The organism is Streptomyces hyderabadensis, from assembly GCF_020404845.1.
Classification (GTDB): domain Bacteria; phylum Actinomycetota; class Actinomycetes; order Streptomycetales; family Streptomycetaceae; genus Streptomyces; species Streptomyces hyderabadensis.
The window spans coordinates 34,295-50,401 of sequence record NZ_JAIOJZ010000035.1; the positions used below are offsets into that span (position 1 = coordinate 34,295).

15 protein-coding genes and 5 tRNA genes are annotated in these 16,107 nt (G+C 72.5%); 14 read left to right on the top strand and 6 right to left on the bottom strand.

The genetic code is table 11. The annotated features are described in order from the left end of the window. The first annotated feature begins 57 nt into the window (after positions 1–57). The 5 genes from K7854_RS24715 (at position 58) to K7854_RS24735 (ending at position 567) form a co-directional block, all read left to right on the top strand. Positions 58–129 (top strand) — tRNA-Gln (locus tag K7854_RS24715). 22 nt (positions 130–151) lie between these two features. Continuing rightward, a tRNA-Glu gene (locus K7854_RS24720) sits at positions 152–224 on the top strand. Between the two features lie 62 nt (positions 225–286). Next, positions 287–359: transfer RNA gene (locus K7854_RS24725), tRNA-Glu, on the top strand. A gap of 20 nt (positions 360–379) precedes the next feature. Beyond that, a tRNA-Gln gene (locus tag K7854_RS24730) sits at positions 380–451 on the top strand. Positions 452–494: 43 nt separating this feature from the next. Further along, positions 495–567: transfer RNA gene (locus K7854_RS24735), tRNA-Glu, on the top strand. A 143-nt stretch (positions 568–710) separates the two neighbouring features. Here the strand turns inward: K7854_RS24735 and ndgR are convergent. Next, positions 711–1,427 (bottom strand): IclR family transcriptional regulator NdgR, encoded by a 717-nt coding sequence (gene ndgR / locus K7854_RS24740; RefSeq protein ID WP_011030305.1) that lies wholly within the window; start codon positions 1,425–1,427, stop codon positions 711–713. A 198-nt stretch (positions 1,428–1,625) separates the two neighbouring features. Between ndgR and leuC the strand changes: the two genes are divergently transcribed. From leuC to K7854_RS24760, 4 genes are all read left to right on the top strand, one after another. Then, the gene (gene leuC, locus K7854_RS24745; protein ID WP_164414449.1) at positions 1,626–3,056 is read left to right on the top strand and encodes a 3-isopropylmalate dehydratase large subunit; all 1,431 of its coding nucleotides are present in this window, start codon (positions 1,626–1,628) and stop codon (positions 3,054–3,056) included. Between the two features lie 5 nt (positions 3,057–3,061). Beyond that, the gene (leuD, locus tag K7854_RS24750; RefSeq protein WP_226028752.1) at positions 3,062–3,655 is read left to right on the top strand and encodes a 3-isopropylmalate dehydratase small subunit; all 594 of its coding nucleotides are present in this window, start codon (positions 3,062–3,064) and stop codon (positions 3,653–3,655) included. A gap of 286 nt (positions 3,656–3,941) precedes the next feature. Then, complete coding sequence (locus K7854_RS24755; protein WP_226028753.1) at positions 3,942–4,172, top strand: SCO5555 family protein; 231 nt, start codon at positions 3,942–3,944, stop codon at positions 4,170–4,172. Between the two features lie 137 nt (positions 4,173–4,309). Further along, positions 4,310–4,966 carry an HU family DNA-binding protein gene (locus K7854_RS24760; protein ID WP_031086277.1) on the top strand — a complete coding sequence of 219 codons (657 nt, stop codon included), beginning with the start codon at positions 4,310–4,312 and terminating at the stop codon, positions 4,964–4,966. 114 nt (positions 4,967–5,080) lie between these two features. Here K7854_RS24760 and K7854_RS24765 read toward each other — a convergent pair whose 3' ends face one another. Next, positions 5,081–5,314: a hypothetical protein gene (locus K7854_RS24765; RefSeq protein WP_226028754.1), complete on the bottom strand. Its 234-nt coding sequence runs from the start codon at positions 5,312–5,314 to the stop codon at positions 5,081–5,083. A 9-nt stretch (positions 5,315–5,323) separates the two neighbouring features. Next, positions 5,324–5,962, bottom strand: coding sequence for a 2-phospho-L-lactate guanylyltransferase (gene cofC, locus K7854_RS24770; RefSeq protein ID WP_226028755.1), 639 nt, complete (start codon positions 5,960–5,962; stop codon positions 5,324–5,326). Positions 5,963–6,105: 143 nt separating this feature from the next. Between cofC and K7854_RS24775 the strand changes: the two genes are divergently transcribed. The 3 genes from K7854_RS24775 to K7854_RS24785 all read left to right on the top strand — a co-directional run bounded on the left by K7854_RS24775 (position 6,106) and on the right by K7854_RS24785 (position 9,169). Continuing rightward, positions 6,106–6,900, top strand: coding sequence for a lysophospholipid acyltransferase family protein (locus K7854_RS24775; RefSeq protein WP_226028756.1), 795 nt, complete (start codon positions 6,106–6,108; stop codon positions 6,898–6,900). After that, a complete protein-coding gene (locus tag K7854_RS24780; protein WP_226028757.1) occupies positions 6,897–7,907 on the top strand; it encodes an NAD(P)H-dependent glycerol-3-phosphate dehydrogenase in 1,011 nt (336 codons plus the stop codon). The genes K7854_RS24775 and K7854_RS24780 overlap by 4 nt, the downstream gene beginning before the upstream one ends. 92 nt (positions 7,908–7,999) lie before the next feature. Further along, positions 8,000–9,169, top strand: coding sequence for a D-alanine--D-alanine ligase family protein (locus K7854_RS24785; RefSeq protein WP_226028758.1), 1,170 nt, complete (start codon positions 8,000–8,002; stop codon positions 9,167–9,169). A gap of 178 nt (positions 9,170–9,347) precedes the next feature. Here K7854_RS24785 and K7854_RS24790 read toward each other — a convergent pair whose 3' ends face one another. Next, on the bottom strand, positions 9,348–9,581 hold the full coding sequence (locus K7854_RS24790; RefSeq protein WP_003973433.1) for an Lrp/AsnC family transcriptional regulator: 234 nt from the start codon (positions 9,579–9,581) through the stop codon (positions 9,348–9,350). Positions 9,582–9,814: 233 nt separating this feature from the next. Between K7854_RS24790 and K7854_RS24795 the strand changes: the two genes are divergently transcribed. Both K7854_RS24795 and thiD read left to right on the top strand, forming a co-directional pair. Next, positions 9,815–10,783, top strand: coding sequence for a thiamine-phosphate kinase (locus tag K7854_RS24795; RefSeq protein ID WP_003973432.1), 969 nt, complete (start codon positions 9,815–9,817; stop codon positions 10,781–10,783). Next, positions 10,780–11,580 carry a bifunctional hydroxymethylpyrimidine kinase/phosphomethylpyrimidine kinase gene (gene thiD / locus K7854_RS24800; RefSeq protein WP_226028759.1) on the top strand — a complete coding sequence of 267 codons (801 nt, stop codon included), beginning with the start codon at positions 10,780–10,782 and terminating at the stop codon, positions 11,578–11,580. The genes K7854_RS24795 and thiD overlap by 4 nt, the downstream gene beginning before the upstream one ends. Here thiD and K7854_RS24805 read toward each other — a convergent pair. After that, positions 11,561–12,763: an FAD-dependent monooxygenase gene (locus K7854_RS24805; protein WP_226028760.1), complete on the bottom strand. Its 1,203-nt coding sequence runs from the start codon at positions 12,761–12,763 to the stop codon at positions 11,561–11,563. The genes thiD and K7854_RS24805 overlap by 20 nt on opposite strands. Before the next feature lie 204 nt (positions 12,764–12,967). Beyond that, positions 12,968–16,069, bottom strand: a complete 3,102-nt coding sequence (locus tag K7854_RS24810; RefSeq protein ID WP_226028761.1) for an ATP-binding protein — start codon at positions 16,067–16,069, stop codon at positions 12,968–12,970. Between the last annotated feature and the right edge of the window lie 38 nt (positions 16,070–16,107).

Consider the following 16,107-nt stretch of genomic DNA (forward strand, 5'->3'; position numbering starts at 1 on the left):
GCCGGGAACCGGAAGCGCAACGCTAGAACAAGAACCCCTCCGGGGCTTGCGTTCCAGTGGCCTATGGTGTAATTGGCAGCACGACTGATTCTGGTTCAGTTAGTCTAGGTTCGAGTCCTGGTAGGCCAGCTCGCAGAGCTATATCTGCAAAGCCCCCGTTGTGTAGCGGCCTAGCACGCTGCCCTCTCAAGGCAGTAGCGCCGGTTCGAATCCGGTCGGGGGTACAGATCCTTCCCGCGAGGACAGTTCGGGTCGCTCCCACTGATCTCGATGCAGGATCGCTAGGGCCCCCGTTGTGTAGCGGCCTAGCACGCCGCCCTCTCAAGGCGGTAGCGCCGGTTCGAATCCGGTCGGGGGTACGAACTGGTCTAAACCACATTGGTCTATGGTGTAATTGGCAGCACGACTGATTCTGGTTCAGTTAGTCTAGGTTCGAGTCCTGGTAGACCAGCTCGGATCTGCGGCGGAGCAGGATGAACGCCCGCAAGATCCACGCCCCCGTTGTGTAGCGGCCTAGCACGCCGCCCTCTCAAGGCGGTAGCGCCGGTTCGAATCCGGTCGGGGGTACTCGATGGCCCCAAGGGGGCTTCCGCTGAGGCGGGAGCCCCCTTCGGCGTTGCCGCTCCCCGGACGGGATCTGCGGACGGCGCGGGGCCCGCCGCGGCGTTGAGGCGGGCCCGTGACCGGTCAGAGGTGTCGGGGGACGGCGGTCAGCCGTTGCGGCGCAGCGCCTCGGAGAGGCGGCCGGCGGCGTCGATGATCGCCTGCGCGTGCATCCGGCCGGGGTGGCGGGTGAGGCGCTCGATGGGCCCGGAGACGGAGACGGCGGCCACCACGCGGTTGGACGGGCCGCGCACCGGTGCGGAGACGGACGCGACGCCGGGCTCCCGCTCGCCGATGGACTGGGCCCAGCCCCGGCGGCGCACACCGGACAGCGCCGTCGCCGTGAAGCGGGCGCCCTGGAGGCCGCGGTGCAGGCGCTCCGGCTCCTCCCAGGCCATCAGGATCTGCGCCGAGGAACCGGCCTTCATGGTGAGCGTGGAGCCGACCGGGACCGTGTCCCTGAGGCCCGACAGGCGCTCGGCCGCGGCCACGCAGATGCGCATGTCGCCCTGGCGGCGGTAGAGCTGGGCGCTCTCACCGGTGACGTCACGGAGGTGGGTGAGGACCGGGCCCGCCGTGGCGAGCAGGCGGTCCTCGCCGGCCGCCGCCGCCAGTTCGGCCAGGCGCGGGCCGAGGATGAAACGGCCCTGCATGTCGCGCGCCACCATACGGTGGTGTTCCAGCGCCACGGCCAGGCGGTGGGCCGTGGGTCGTGCCAGTCCGGTCGCACCGACCAACCCCGCGAGGGTGGCCGGGCCGGACTCCAGAGCGCTCAGGACGAGGGCCGCCTTGTCCAGAACGCCGACGCCGCTACTGTTGTCCATGCAACGATACTCCCGTCTCACTCTGTGAAACGCAAGTTCAATTTTCCGTGGAACCCGCCACTCTGGATGGCACGAAGTCACAACCGGCCCGTGACGAAAGGGCCTGGTGGCGGTTGCCCGGAAACACAGGGGTGCGGGCACCGCTTCCCCAAGATCACTAGTTGGGTCGGCGCTCCGTCGCCGACCGAAGGGAAAGCGATGGGTAGGACACTCGCGGAGAAGGTCTGGGACGACCACGTCGTCCGGCGCGCCGAGGGCGAGCCCGACCTCCTCTTCATCGATCTGCACCTGCTGCACGAGGTGACCAGCCCCCAGGCCTTCGACGGCCTCCGCAAGAGCGGCCGCCCGGTGCGGCGGCTCGACCTGACCATCGCCACCGAGGACCACAACACCCCCACGCTCGACATCGACAAGCCCATCGCGGACCCGGTCTCCCGGGCCCAGCTGGAGACGCTGCGCAAGAACTGCGCGGAGTTCGGCGTCCGGCTGCACCCGCTGGGCGACGTCGAGCAGGGCGTCGTGCACGTGGTCGGCCCCCAGCTGGGCCTGACCCAGCCCGGCACCACCGTGGTCTGCGGCGACTCGCACACCTCGACGCACGGCGCCTTCGGCGCGCTGGCGTTCGGCATCGGCACCTCCCAGGTCGAGCACGTGCTGGCCACCCAGACGCTGCCCATGGCCCGCCCGAAGACCATGGCGATCACGGTCAACGGCGAACTGCCCGAGGGCGTCACGGCCAAGGACCTGATCCTGGCGATCATCGCGAAGATCGGCACCGGCGGCGGCCAGGGCTACATCCTGGAGTACCGCGGCGAGGCCATCGAGAAGCTCTCGATGGAGGCCCGCATGACCATCTGCAACATGTCGATCGAGGCCGGTGCCCGCGCGGGCATGATCGCCCCCGACGAGACCACCTTCGCCTACCTCCAGGGCCGCCCGCACGCCCCCGAGGGCGCGGACTGGGACGCGGCGGTGGAGTACTGGAAGACGCTGCGCACGGACGACGACGCCGAGTTCGACGCCGAGGTGGTCATCGAGGCCGCCGAGCTGGCGCCGTTCGTCACCTGGGGCACCAACCCCGGCCAGGGCGCGCCGCTTTCCGCCGCCGTCCCCGACCCGGCTTCGTACGAGGACGCCTCGGAGCGCTTCGCCGCCGAAAAGGCCCTGGAGTACATGGGCTTGGAGGCGGGGCAGCCGCTGCGCTCCATCAAGGTGGACACCGTCTTCGTAGGTTCCTGCACCAACGGCCGCATCGAGGACCTGCGCGCCGCCGCCGAGATCGTCCGGGACCGCAAAGTCGCCGACGGCGTACGGATGCTGGTCGTCCCGGGCTCCGCGCGGGTCGGTCTGCAGGCCGTGTCCGAGGGCCTGGACGTGGTCTTCAAGGAGGCCGGCGCCGAATGGCGGCACGCGGGCTGCTCGATGTGCCTGGGCATGAACCCGGACCAGCTGGCCCCCGGTGAGCGCTCCGCGTCCACCTCCAACCGCAACTTCGAGGGGCGCCAGGGCAAGGGCGGCCGCACCCACCTGGTGTCGCCGCAGGTCGCGGCCGCGACGGCGGTCCTGGGCCACCTGGCCTCCCCGGCCGACCTGTCCGCCGCCGACGCCCCCACGCCCGCTGGAGTCTGAGAGTCATGGAAGCGTTCACCAAGCACACCGGCCGGGCCGTCCCGCTGCGCCGCAGCAACGTCGACACCGACCAGATCATCCCCGCCCACTGGCTCAAGAAGGTGACCCGGGACGGGTTCGAGGACGGGCTCTTCGAGGCCTGGCGCAAGGACCCGGAGTTCGTGCTCAACCGGCCCGAGCGCCAGGGCGCCACCGTCCTGGTCGCCGGCCCCGACTTCGGCACCGGCTCCTCCCGCGAGCACGCCGTGTGGGCCCTGCAGAACTACGGCTTCAAGGCCGTGATCTCCTCCCGCTTCGCCGACATCTTCCGCGGCAACTCGCTGAAGAACGGCCTGCTCACCGTCGTCCTCGACCAGAAGATCGTGGACGCGCTGTGGGAGCTGACGGAGAACGACCCGCAGGCCGAGATCACCGTCGACCTGGAGGCCCGCGAGGTCCGCGCCGAGGGCGTCACCGCCTCCTTCGAGCTGGACGAGAACTCCCGCTGGCGGCTGCTGAACGGGCTGGACGACATCTCGATCACCCTCCAGAACGAAGCGGACATCGCCGCGTACGAGGCCGAGCGCCCGTCCTTCAAGCCGCAGACCCTCCAGGTCTGATCACCCGGAGTCCGCAGGAGCCGGTCCGGGGCTCCGCAAGGTCGAGTTTCGGCCACCCGACATCCCCGCCGTACCCCCGATCAGCCCGATCGGGGGTACGGCCGTTTCTGGCTCCGTCCGCACCCGCCCGTGACGGACGTGACGCACAACTTCCCACGTTAGAGGCGTGGTTGCCGGGGTACGCAGGTTCCTGAGGACCGGTTTCCGAGTGAGCCAGGAAGGCCGTTCGGGGCGGCAGTTGCCCCCTGCGCAGGCGACAACTCGCCCCAGATGGCACAATCTGTGCATGGAACACGACGGCCAACTCGAGCTCTATGCGGCGGTCGCGGTCCGGCTCAAGGAAGCGCACACAAGAGTGCGCGCACTGCAAGTCCCGGAGGGCGTACGGATGGCGCTGACCCGGAAGCTGCTGGTCATTACGGCCGCGGCCAAACACGATCTCGCCGGTGCGGCAAGGCGCCTGGATCGGTTCACCGCCGACCTCGACGCGGGTCGATTCCCCGAAGAGGAAGGCTGAACCGGCCGGTGCGGCCCGAGTCCGTTGCGGCACAAGGGTGATTAGCCCGTTTCGTGTTTGATTTGCGGTATATATCTGCCTAACGTGCGAAAAAGCTTGAACACATTCGTTCTGGCGATGTCTCCGAAGGGGAAGACGTGAACAAGGCGCAGCTCGTAGAAGCGATTGCCGACAAGCTGGGCGGTCGGCAGCAGGCCGCCGACGCTGTCGACGCGGTCCTGGACGCCCTCGTCCGTGCCGTCGTCGCGGGCGACCGGGTCTCGGTCACCGGCTTCGGTTCCTTCGAGAAGGTCGACCGCCCGGCCCGTTACGCCCGCAACCCCCAGACGGGCGAGCGGGTTCGGGTCAAGAAGACCTCCGTGCCGCGCTTCCGCGCGGGCCAGGGCTTCAAGGACCTGGTCAGCGGCTCGAAGAAGCTTCCGAAGAACGACATCGCGGTCAAGAAGGCCCCCAAGGGCAGCCTGTCCGGCCCGCCGCCCACCATCTCCAAGGCCGCGGGCAAGAAGGCCGCCGCCAAGAAGGCCACGGGCGCCGCGAAGAAGACCACGGGCGCGGCCAAGAAGACGTCCGCGGCGGCGAAGAAGACGACCGCGAAGAAGACCACCGGAGCGGCGAAGACGACGGCGAAGAAGACCACCGCCAAGAAGTCGGCGGCCAAGAGCACCACGGCGGCCGCGAAGAAGACCGCCGCCAAGAAGGCCCCCGCGAAGAAGGCCACCGCCAAGAAGGCCCCGGCCAAGAAGTCGACGGCCCGCAAGACCACCGCCAAGAAGGCCACCGCCCGCAAGAAGTAGCAGGCGGCACCCCGCGGCAGCGGGCGAACGGGCACAGGGCTCTCACGCGCCGGGCCGGACTCCCTCGGGAGTCCGGCCCGCGGCGTGTCCGGGATCCGGAGGCAAGCCCGCCGGTCAGAACGTCTGCAGTGTGACCAGCGTGATCCGCAGGCCCGCGCCCGCCTCCGCGCCGGTCCCCGCGCCCGTCCCCGTGTCCTCGGTCTCGATCCGCACCCGCTGCCCGGGCCGCAGCAGTCGCAGGCCCCCGGCGTCGAACGCCGCCGCGTCGAAGGGCACGGGCGTGCCGTCGTCGAGCAGTACCTGCCCGCTGCGGCTCTCGGGGTCGTAGGTGTACGCGGTCGCCTGCATGCCGGCAGCCTACTGCCCGGCGATCAGCAGCCGCCCCGCCACCGCGGCCGTACGGGGCCCCACCCCGAGCGCCAGCGCGGAGCGCAGATCATCGCCGGTGTCGACGTCCTGCCGTACGGAATCCACCGCGCCGAGAGACAGTTCCACCGCACCGGACGCCCGGTGGCGGGCCCGGGAATCCGTGCCGAATGCCGGGGCCAATTCGCGGCCCGGCGCCGCGGCCAGCATGGTGGTGCCGATTCCGGCCGCGTCCGGGAGAAAAGCGCGGGGAAATCGGGCGGCCGCGGCCAGTACCCGCGCCAATTCGGCCGGCCGCAGTGCGGGGAGATCGGCGTTGAGCGCGGCCACCGGGCATTCCGGCCGGCGCGCCCGTACCACGGCCGCCCCGTGCGCCAGCGCGGCGTTCAGACCGCCGCCCGGCTCGTCCCGGACGATGTCCGCGCCGAGTGCCGCCAGCTCCCGTCCGGCCCGCGCGTCGTCCGTGACGACTGCCACATCCGCGACCGCCGGGCAGGCCAGCGCGGCTGCCACGGTGTCCTGTGCGAACGCCAGCGCGAGCCCCGGCCGCAGCCCCTCGTCCGCGGTGTCCGACAGCCTGCTCTTGGCCCGGGCGAGGGGCTTCACGGGTACGACCAGGGTCCACTGCACGAGCGTTCCGCCCTTCTCTCGTCGCCGTCATTGTCACCTGCGAGACCTGGCGGTTCACTCTTCGGGGCGTACGGTGTTCTCGACAGACGGGCGGCCCGGGGCGACACTTGTCCGGCCCCAGGCCCTGGAGGAAAGGTGTCAGCGTGCCCCGCCGCAGAATCGGCTTCTGGTACCGCTTGGCCGCGGTGATCTGCAAACCGCCGCTGGTGGTTCTGATCAAGCGGGACTGGCGGGGAATGGAGAACATTCCGGCCGAGGGTGGATTTATCACCGCCGTGAACCACAATTCGCACGTCGACCCCTTCGCGTACGCGCACTACCAGTACAACACCGGACGGGTCCCGCGATTCCTGGCCAAGAGCGGCCTTTTCAAGAAGGGCCTCGTCGGCGCCGCGATGCGGGGGACCGGACAGATCCCCGTCTACCGCGAGAGCACCGACGCGCTGAGCGCCTTCCGGGCCGCGATCGACGCCGTGGAGCGCGGCGAGTGCGTCGCGTTCTACCCCGAGGGCACCCTCACCCGCGACCCCGACGGCTGGCCGATGACCGCCAAGACCGGTGCCGCGCGCGTCGCCCTGCAGACCAAGTGCCCGGTGATCCCGGTCGCCCAGTGGGGCTGCAACGAACTGCTGCCGCCGTACGCCAAGAAGCCGAACCTCCTGCCGCGCAAGACCCACCAGGTGCTGGCCGGTCCGCCGGTCGACCTGTCGCGGTTCTACGACCGGGAGATGACCGCGGAGGTGCTGAAGGAGGCCACCGAGGTCATCATGGCCGCCGTCACCCGCCAGCTGGAGGACATCCGCGGCGAGAAGGCGCCCGACACCCCCTACGACCCGCGCCGCGAGCGGATCGAGCAGCGGCGCCGTACCCAGCAGGCGAAGTCGCGGTCGGCGCCGCCGCGCACCCCCGGACCGCAGGCAGAAGGGCAGAGCACGTGAGCAAGCCGGTCAAGGCGGCCGTCTTCGGCACCGGATCCTGGGGCACCGCCTTCGGCACGGTCCTCGCCGACGCGGGCTGCGAGGTCACTCTGTGGGGGCGCCGCGCGGCACTCGCCGACGCCGTCAACTCCACCCGCACCAACCCGGACTACCTGCCCGGCGTGGAACTCCCCGAGAACCTGCGGGCCACCACCGACGCCGCCGCGGCCGCACGGGACGCCGACTTCACCGTCCTCGCCGTCCCCTCCCAGACGCTGCGCGCGGGACTCGCCGACTGGGCGCCGCTGCTGGCGCCCGGCACCGTGCTGGTTTCGCTGATGAAGGGCGTCGAACTGGGCTCCGCGATGCGGATGAGCGAGGTGATCGGGGACGTCGCCAAGGTCGGCCCCGAGCGCATCGCCGTGGTCACCGGGCCCAACCTGGCCCGGGAGATCGCCGCCCGGATGCCCGCCGCCGCCGTGGTCGCCTGCCCCGACGAGTCCGTCGCCCGGCGCCTCCAGGCCGCCTGCCACACGCCGTACTTCCGCCCCTACACCAACACCGACGTGATCGGCTGCGAACTGGGCGGCGCCGTGAAGAACGTGATCGGGCTGGCCGTCGGCATCGCGGACGGCATGGGGCTCGGCGACAACGCCAAGGGCTCCCTCATCACCCGCGGCCTCGCCGAGACCACCCGCCTCGGAGTCGCCCTCGGCGCCGACCCGCTGACCTTCTCCGGCCTGGCCGGACTCGGCGACCTGGTGGCGACCTGCTCCTCGCCGCTGTCCCGCAACCACACCTTCGGCACCAACCTCGGCAAGGGCATGACCCTGGAGGAGACCATCGCGGTCACCAAGCAGACCGCCGAGGGCGTCAAGTCCTGCGAGTCGGTGCTGGACCTGGCCCGCAGGCACGGCGTCGACATGCCGATCACCGAGACGGTCGTCGCCATCGTGCACGAGGGCAAGTCCCCGGTGGTCGCCGTGAAGGAACTGATGTCGCGCAGCGCGAAGCCCGAACGACGCTGAGCGACCCCTCCCAAAGCGATCCGGAACCCGCGCGCCACGCGGCCCCGCCGACGCTGTCTCACCACACCGCGGGCGGGTACTCTCAACGCGATATGAGCACCGAGAACCTCCCCCAGAGCCCTGAGCAGAGCCCGGCGCGGCCGCCCCGCAAGCCGCGGGTGGCCGTCGTGTTCGGCGGGCGCAGCTCCGAACACGGGATCTCCGTGGTCACCGCCGGCGCCGTCCTCGCGGCCATCGACCGGACGCGCTACGACGTCCTGCCGATCGGCATCACCAGGGACGGCCGCTGGGCCCTCACCGCCGACGAACCGGAACGCATGGCGATCACCGAACGCCGTACGCCCGACGTCGAGGAGCTGGCCGAGTCGACCGAGGGCGGCGTGCTGCTGCCCGTCGACCCCGCCAACCGCGAGGTCGTCTACAGCGAACCGGGCTCGGTGCCCAAGGCGCTCGGCGAGGTCGACGTCGTCTTCCCCGTGCTGCACGGCCCCTACGGCGAGGACGGCACCCTCCAGGGTCTGCTGGAGCTGTCCGGGGTGCCCTACGTCGGCGCGGGCGTGCTCGCCTCCGCCGTCGGCCAGGACAAGGAGTACATGAAGGCCGTTTTCACCTCCTACGGGCTGAAGGTCGGCCCGTACGTGGTGGTCCGGCCCCGCGAGTGGGAGCGGGACCGGTCCGGCGCCCGCAAGAAGATCGTCGACTTCGCCGGGGAGCACGGCTGGCCGCTGTTCGTGAAGCCCGCGCGCGCGGGCTCCTCGATCGGCATCACCAAGGTCGACGACCTCTCCGGCCTCGACGAGGCCATCGAGGAGGCCCGGCGCCACGACCCGAAGATCCTGGTCGAGGCGGCGCTGCGGGGCCGGGAGATCGAGTGCGGGGTGCTGGAGTTCGAGGACGGCCCCCGGGCCTCCGTCCCGGCCGAGATCCCGCCGCCCTCGGAGCACGCGTACTACGACTTCGAGGCCAAGTACATCGACTCCACCCCCGGCATCGTGCCCGCCCCGCTCACGGCCGAGGAGACCGCCGAGGTGCAGCGCCTCGCCGTGGCGGCGTTCGACGCGGCCTCCTGCGAGGGGCTGGTGCGCGCGGACTTCTTCCTCACCGAGGACGACGAGTTCGTGATCAACGAGATCAACACCATGCCCGGCTTCACGCCGATCTCCATGTACCCGCAGATGTGGCAGGCGAGCGGGGTGAGCTACCCGGAGCTGGTGGACCGGCTGGTCCAGGCGGCGCTGCGGCGGTCCACGGGACTGCGCTGACGCGTTCCGCGCCGTGACCGCTCAGAAGGCGACTCCCTCGGGGGTCGCCTTCTCGCAGTATGATCAGCGGGTTTCCTGTCCGGTCCGGGAACCGTCACCGACTCGCCGTCGTCTGCTGAGGAACAGCCCGCGGCGGCGATCAACAGGACGGGACCGAGCGGTGCAGAGGGGGCCGGAGCTAGAGATGGACGACCGGACAGGTCAGGGTGCGGGTGATGCCGTCCACTTGCTGGACCTTGGCGACCACCATGCGACCCAGTTCGTCGACGGTGTCGGACTGGGCGCGGACGATGACGTCGTAAGGTCCTGTCACGTCCTCGGCCTGGATCACCCCAGGGAGCTTGCTGATCGTCTCGGCGACGGTCGACGCCTTGCCGACCTCCGTCTGGATCAGGATGTACGCCTGTACCACGGAACCTCCAGAGCGGCCACGAGGATCATGTGGGGAAAAGGAACGCCACGGTATCGCGTAGCCGCTCTCCGAGGGGAGACCCGCGGGCCGCGGACCTCGCGCGTCGGGGTGCCCCAGGGACACGAGTTGACGATCACGCCGACCGTGGCGACGGTCCTTTCGACCGTAACGAGGACAGAGATGACGCGCGACCGGGCACGGACACGGACAGGGACGGAAGGGGAGCCAAGGCGATGAAGGGCACTGTTGGTGAGCTGGGGGAGTTCGGGCTCATCAGGGAGCTCACCTCCCGTCTCACCACCACCCCCGCGGTCCGGGTCGGACCCGGCGACGACGCCGCGGTGGTGGCCGCGCCCGACCGCAGGGTGGTGGCCAGCACCGACATCCTCGTCGAGGGGCGGCACTTCCGCCGGGACTGGTCCACCGCGTACGACGTGGGCCGCAAGGCGGCGGCGCAGAACCTGGCCGACATCGCCGCCATGGGTGCCGTGCCGACCGCGCTGCTGCTCGGCCTGGTCGTGCCCGCCGAACTGCCGGTGACCTGGCCGACCGAGCTGATGGACGGGCTGCGCGACGAGTGCCAGGTCGCGGGCGCCTCCGTGGTCGGCGGCGACGTGGTGCGCGGCGACACCATCACCGTGTCCATCACCGCCCTCGGCGACCTGCGCAACCAGGAGCCCGTCACCCGGGCCGGCGCCCAGCCCGGTGACCTCGTCGCGGTGACCGGCTGGCTGGGCTGGTCCGCCGCCGGGTTCGCCGTCCTGTCCCGCGGCTTCCGCTCGCCGCGCGCCTTCGTCGAGGCGCACCGCCGCCCCGAGCCGCCGTACCACGCGGGTCCGGCCGCGGCCGGCCTGGGCGCCACCGCCATGTGCGACGTGAGCGACGGACTCATCGCCGACCTCGGCCACATCGCCGAGGCCAGCAAGGTCAGGATCGACGTGCGCTCCGGGCAGATCGACATCCCCTCCCAGATGAACGACATCGGGCAGGCCGTCGGCGTCGACCCCATGCAGTGGGTGCTCACCGGCGGCGAGGACCACGCGATCGTGGCGACCTTCCCGCCGGACGTGAAGCTGCCCGCCCGCTGGAAGGTCATCGGCGAGGTCCTCAACCCCTCCGCGCTGCCCCAGGTCACCGTGGACGGCGCCCCCTGGACCAGCAAGGGCGGCTGGGACCACTTCGGCGGGGACGTGGAGTCGTGACGGCACTGCCCCTGGTCCTCACCGTGGCGGGCTCCGACTCCGGCGGCGGCGCCGGCATCCAGGCCGACCTGAAGACGATGCTCGCGCTCGGCACCCACGGCATGAGCGTCCTGACCGCGGTCACCGCGCAGAACTCCCGCGGTGTGCAGGGCGCCTGGGAACTGCCCGTCGACGCGGTGCGCGCCCAGTACCGCAGCGTCGTGGACGACATCGGCGTGCAGGCGGTCAAGACCGGGATGCTCTCCTCGGCGGAACTGGTCGAGACCGTCGCCGAGTTGCTCGCCGGCACCGACGCCCCCGCCGTGGTCGACCCGGTCGGCGTCTCCAAGCACGGGGACGCGCTGCTCGCCGCCTCCGCGCTGGACGCGGTGCGCACCCGGCTGCTCCCGGTCGCCACCGTCGCCACGCCCAACCTCGACGAGGTCGCCCAACTCACCGGCGTACGCGTCGAGTCCGACACCGATCTGCGCCGGGCCGCGGACGCCGTCCTCGCGTACGGACCGCGCTGGGTGCTGATCAAGGGCGGCCATCTGGCCGGTGACGCCGTCGACCTGCTCACCGACGGCGCCGAGGAGCACTGGCTGCGCGCCCCCCGCCTGGACAACCGGCACACGCACGGCACCGGCTGCACCCTCGCCTCGGCCGTGGCCTGCGGGCTGGCGAAGGGACAGTCGGTGCCGGAGGCGGTGAGCGCGGCCAAGGAGTACGTCACCGGGGCGATCGCGGCCGGCTTCCCGCTCGGCGGCGGCATCGGACCGGTGGACCACGGCTGGGCGCTCAGGCGGGATACTCCCTGAGTTCGATCCCGGTGGCCGCCTTCTCCGTGAGCCGCTTGAAGAAGCCCGCCATCAGGGGGTGACTGAGCAGCCGGTACATGCGGTCCCGGCTGCGGATGCGGCGCTCGGTGGGCGGGGCGAAGAACGGGCCCGCGTTGCCGGAGATCTTCTGGCAGCCCTTGGCGAAGTCCCGGATCCGCGTCTCGTACTCGGCGAACGCGGTGCGGTGGTCGCCCCCGGACAGGGCGAGTTCCCCGGCCAGGACGTAGGCGCCGACGATCGCGACGCCCGTTCCCATGCCGCCCATGGTGGCGCCGTACCCGGCGTCGCCGAGCAGCGCCACCCGGCCCTTGGTGAGCCGGTCGACGTGGATCTGCGCGATCGCGTCGAAGTACAGGTCGTCGGCCTCCTCCAGCGCCTTCAGCACCCTCGGCGCCTCCCAGCCCATCCCCGCGAACCGCTCCCGCAGGATCCGCTTCTGCCCGGCCACGTCCCCGCGGTCGTACGCCAGCCGCTCCGAGCGGAACACCAGGAGGGCGCCCGCCCGCTCCGGGTCGCCGTCGTAGTTGCCGATGCAGACCGCACGGCCGGGCTCGCTGTACAGGCGGCCGGTGCGGTCCAGGCCCAGGTGGTTGGGGACGCCGAAGCCGGCCACGTAGTGGTCCTGGAAGCGCAGGAACCGGGACTCGTCGCCGAAGACCAGGCGGCGGGTGCGCGAGTGCAGGCCGTCCGCGCCGACGACGAGGTCGAAGCGGCGGGGCGCGCCGCGCTCGAAGGTGACGTCCACACCGTCCCCGGTGTCGGTGAGCGTGGCGACCGAGTCCCCGAAGACGTACTCCACGGTGTCCTCGGTGCGCTCATGGAGGATCCTCGCCAGTTCGCCGCGGAAGATCTCGACGTCGCCGCTCATCATCTCCGCGGGCAGGTCCACGCGCGGGGTGCCGTCGACGTCGACGACGGTCTGCCGGCCCGTGTGGGTCTGCCGGGCGTGGACCTCGTCCCAGATGCCCATGGCGGTGAGCACCTTCCGGTGCACATGGCCCCGGAAGTCGACGGCGAACCCGTCGCCGCGCAGCGCGGGCGCCTTCTCGACGACGGTGACCCGGGCGCCGTACCGGGCGAGGCAGAGGGCGAGGGCGGGCCCGGCGACCCCGGCGCCGGAGACGAGGACGGTGAGGTGGCCGAGGCGGTGTGTGTGCGTCATGGCAACGAGCCTCGGCGGCACCGCTTACCGCGCGCGCACCGCCCGCTTACGGCGCCCTGACTGCGGCTGGCTACGGGGCCCGCGGGCCCCGCGGGCCCTTGGTGGTGACCGGGGGTGTGCGTGGGTGTGCGTGGGTGTGCCGACGGGGGCGTGACGGGGGCCGCTGGCCCGGGCGGTGTGCGGCGCGCTCCGGTGTACCGGTTCCTACCGGCCGCCCATCGCCGCCGCGCGCAGCCCCCGTCCCCGCTCGAAGGCGCGGTCGTACGCCTCGGGCGTGAGCCGGGCGCGGACCTCCCGCTCGGCACGGGCGGCGTCCGGGTCGCCGGGGGCCGGCGCGCCGCGCAGACCCGTGGCGGCGCCGAGGAGTTCGGCAGCGCGCTCCGGGACCGGGGCGAGGACGGCCAGGGCCTCGGCGACCTCCGCCAGAGCGAGCACGTCGGGGCTGCCGACCGCGAGCGCCTGGGCCTGCTCCAGCCAGTCGGCGGCGGTCTGCGCGTCGCCCTCCGCGGCGGCCGTGCGGCCCAGGCCCACCAGGATGCGCACCGACTCGCCGGTGCTGAACCAGTTGTCGGCGCACAAGCGCAGCGCGTTCTCGTACTCCACGCGCGCGCGTGCCGGGTCGCCGGAGAGCCGGGCCACGTCGCCGAGGCCCCGCCGGGCGCTCGCCACCTTGTCACCGGCCCCGGCCGTGCGGGCGAGGGCGGCGGAGTGCGTGAAGTGCCTGGCGGCCTCCACGGGCTCGCCCCGGTGCAGCAGCACGAGCGCGCGCGAGCGCAGCAGGTCGGCGGTCTCCTCGGGCGCGCCCAGCTCCCGGACGTGCTTCAGGCCCTCGTCGAGCAGTTCCAGCGCCCGGTCGTAGTCGCCGCGCCGGTTGGCGAAACCGCCCAGCGGGTCGAGGCAGTTGGCCATGCCCCAGCGGTCACCGGTGGCACGGAACCCCTCCAGGGAGCGGGCGAAGGCGGCCTCCGCGGCGGCCGCCCGGCCCGCGAACAGCTCCTGGTAGCCGAGCCCCATGTCGAGCAGGGCCAGCCCCCAGGGGCCCTCCCCGACCTGGACCCGCGGCACGGCGTCCGCCACGAGCATCGGCCCGCAGGTGAGGGAGTGCAGGACGACCGCGAACGGCAGCCGCAGGGGCCGGTCCAGCGACTCCATCAGCGCCGACACCCGCGCGACCCGCCCGGTTCCGGCCGACGCGTCGTCCCCGTTGCCGGTCTCCTTTCCGGCCCCGGCCCCGGCCCCGGTCCCGTCCTTGTCCTCGTCCCCGTCCCCGTCCCCGTCCCAGGAGACCGCGTTCATCGCGCACAGCGCGTACTCCTCGGTCAGCCCCTCGGGCGGCTCGTCGCCTACGGCCGCCAGCAGCGCGCGGGCCCGGGGCACCTGCTCGCCGTGCAGGCCGCGCAGCCGGCGGAACCAGGTCAGCGCGGCCATGAGCCGCAGGGCCTCGCGCGGTGCGGTGTCCGTGAGGTGCCGCTGGGCCGCGTCCAGATTGCCCAGCTCGGCGGCGAGCCGGGCCAGCCAGGGCAGCTGGCCGCCGGTGCGCAGGTGCGGTTCCGCCCGCTCGGCCAGGTCCAGGAAGTGGGCCGCGTGCGCGTCGCGCAGCGCGTCCCGTCCGGCCAGGCTCTCGGCCGCGAACGCGCGGAGGGTCTCCAGCATCCGGTAGCGGCCCTCGGGCAGGTGCTCCAGGAACGACTTCTCCACCAGCGAGGCGAGCACGTCCTCCGGGTGCGGCACCCCGCAGACCGCCGCCACGGCCTCCAGCGTGGCGCCCCCGGTGAAGACCGTCAGCCGCCGCGCCAGCTCCCGCTCCTCCTCGTCCAGCAGCTCCCAGCTCCACTCCACGACGGCGCGCAGTGTGCGGTGCCGGGGCGCCTTGGCCCGGTCCCCCCGGTTGAGCAGCCGGAAACGGTCGTCCAGGCGGTCGGCCAGCTCGTCCGGGCCGAGGGTGCGCAGCCGGGCCGCGGCAAGCTCGATGGCCAGGGGCAGCCCGTCCAGGGCCGCGCAGATCTCCGGCACGCGCGCGTGGCCGTCGAAACCGGGGCGCACCGCACGGGCGCGTTCCAGGAACAGCTCGACCGACGGGAGCGGCGACAGCGGCGGGACCGGCACCAGGGCCTCGCCGGTGATCTGGAGGCTCTCCCGGCCGGTGGCGAGGATCCGCACGCCCCGGCAGGCACCCAGCAGCAGCGCCGCCAGTGCGGCGGCCGCGTCGACCAGGTGCTCGCAGTTGTCCAGCACGAGCAGCGTCTCGCGGTCCTCCAGGGCGGTCAGCAACCGCTCGGTGGCGTCGACGCCCGCGGTGCGGAAGCCCTCGCGCACCCCGAGCGCGGTGAGCACGGCGTACGGGATCTGCCCGCCGTCGGTCAGCGGCGCCAGCTCGACGAAGCAGACGTCCGCGGGGGAGACCGACGTCTCGTACCGGCTAGCCGCCTCGATCGCGAGCCGGGTCTTGCCGGTGCCGCCGGGACCGGTGAGCGTGACCAGGCGCGCCTCGGCGAACAGGGCGGTGATGCGGTCCAGCTCGGCCTCCCGGCCGACGCAGCGGGTCAGCTGGGCCGGCAGGCGAGGTCGGCGCGGGGCGGCGGTGTGTCCCCGGAGCAGTTCACCGTGGAGGGCGGACAGCTCGGGCGACGGGTCGGCGCCCAGCTGCTCGGCCAGCGTTCGCCGCGCCTCCTCGTACACCGTCAGCGCCTCGGCGGGCCGCCCGCCCGCGTGCAGCGCCCGCATCAGCTGTCCGTACAGCCGCTCGCTCAGGGGATGCGCCGACAGCAGTGCCCGCAGTTCGGGCACCAGCTCGGAACCGGCACCGAGCGCCAGCTCCGCCTCGATCCGGTCCTGTACGGCGGTCAGCCGCAGCTCCGTGAGCCGGGCCGCCTCGGCGGGCGCCTCCGGCAGGTCGGGCAGCGCGGGGCCGCGCCACAGCGCGAGTGCCGCACGCAAGGCGGTCGCCGCGCGCGCGTGGTCACCGGCGGCGAGGGCGGCACGACCGTCTCTGCACAGACGTTCGAATATGTGCGCGTCGACGGACTCGGGCGGCGCGACCAGCCGGTACCCGGCACCGCCCGCCTCGACGGCCGTGTGCGGGGCCAGCCGCCCGCGAAGGCGCGAGATCTGCGACTGGAGGGCGTTCGCGGCACCGGCGGGCGGCTCGCTGCCGTACAGGCCGTCGATCAGCCGGGCCGCGGGGACCGTGCGGCCCGCGTCGAGCAGCAGGAGGGTCAGCAGCGCTCGGGGCCGGGGGCCGCCGGGGTCGACGGGGGTGCCGTCGTCGGTGCGGATGTCCAGGGGGCCGAGAATCCCGAAGCGCATTCCCGGGATTCTGGCACGACGGGAGTTTGCGGCACGGC

Bases quoted from the DNA above. Each gene is read 5' to 3' on its own strand.
- leuC (WP_164414449.1), top strand. From the start codon at position 1,626: ATGGGTAGGACACTCGCGGAGAAGGTCTGGGACGACCACGTCGTCCGG.
- K7854_RS24805 (WP_226028760.1), bottom strand. From the start codon at position 12,763: ATGACGCACACACACCGCCTCGGCCACCTCACCGTCCTCGTCTCCGGC.
- K7854_RS24755 (WP_226028753.1), top strand. From the start codon at position 3,942: ATGGAACACGACGGCCAACTCGAGCTCTATGCGGCGGTCGCGGTCCGG.
- K7854_RS24795 (WP_003973432.1), top strand. From the start codon at position 9,815: ATGAAGGGCACTGTTGGTGAGCTGGGGGAGTTCGGGCTCATCAGGGAG.
- ndgR (WP_011030305.1), bottom strand. From the start codon at position 1,427: ATGGACAACAGTAGCGGCGTCGGCGTTCTGGACAAGGCGGCCCTCGTC.
- K7854_RS24765 (WP_226028754.1), bottom strand. From the start codon at position 5,314: ATGCAGGCGACCGCGTACACCTACGACCCCGAGAGCCGCAGCGGGCAG.
- leuD (WP_226028752.1), top strand. From the start codon at position 3,062: ATGGAAGCGTTCACCAAGCACACCGGCCGGGCCGTCCCGCTGCGCCGC.
- K7854_RS24785 (WP_226028758.1), top strand. From the start codon at position 8,000: ATGAGCACCGAGAACCTCCCCCAGAGCCCTGAGCAGAGCCCGGCGCGG.
- K7854_RS24810 (WP_226028761.1), bottom strand. From the start codon at position 16,069: ATGCGCTTCGGGATTCTCGGCCCCCTGGACATCCGCACCGACGACGGC.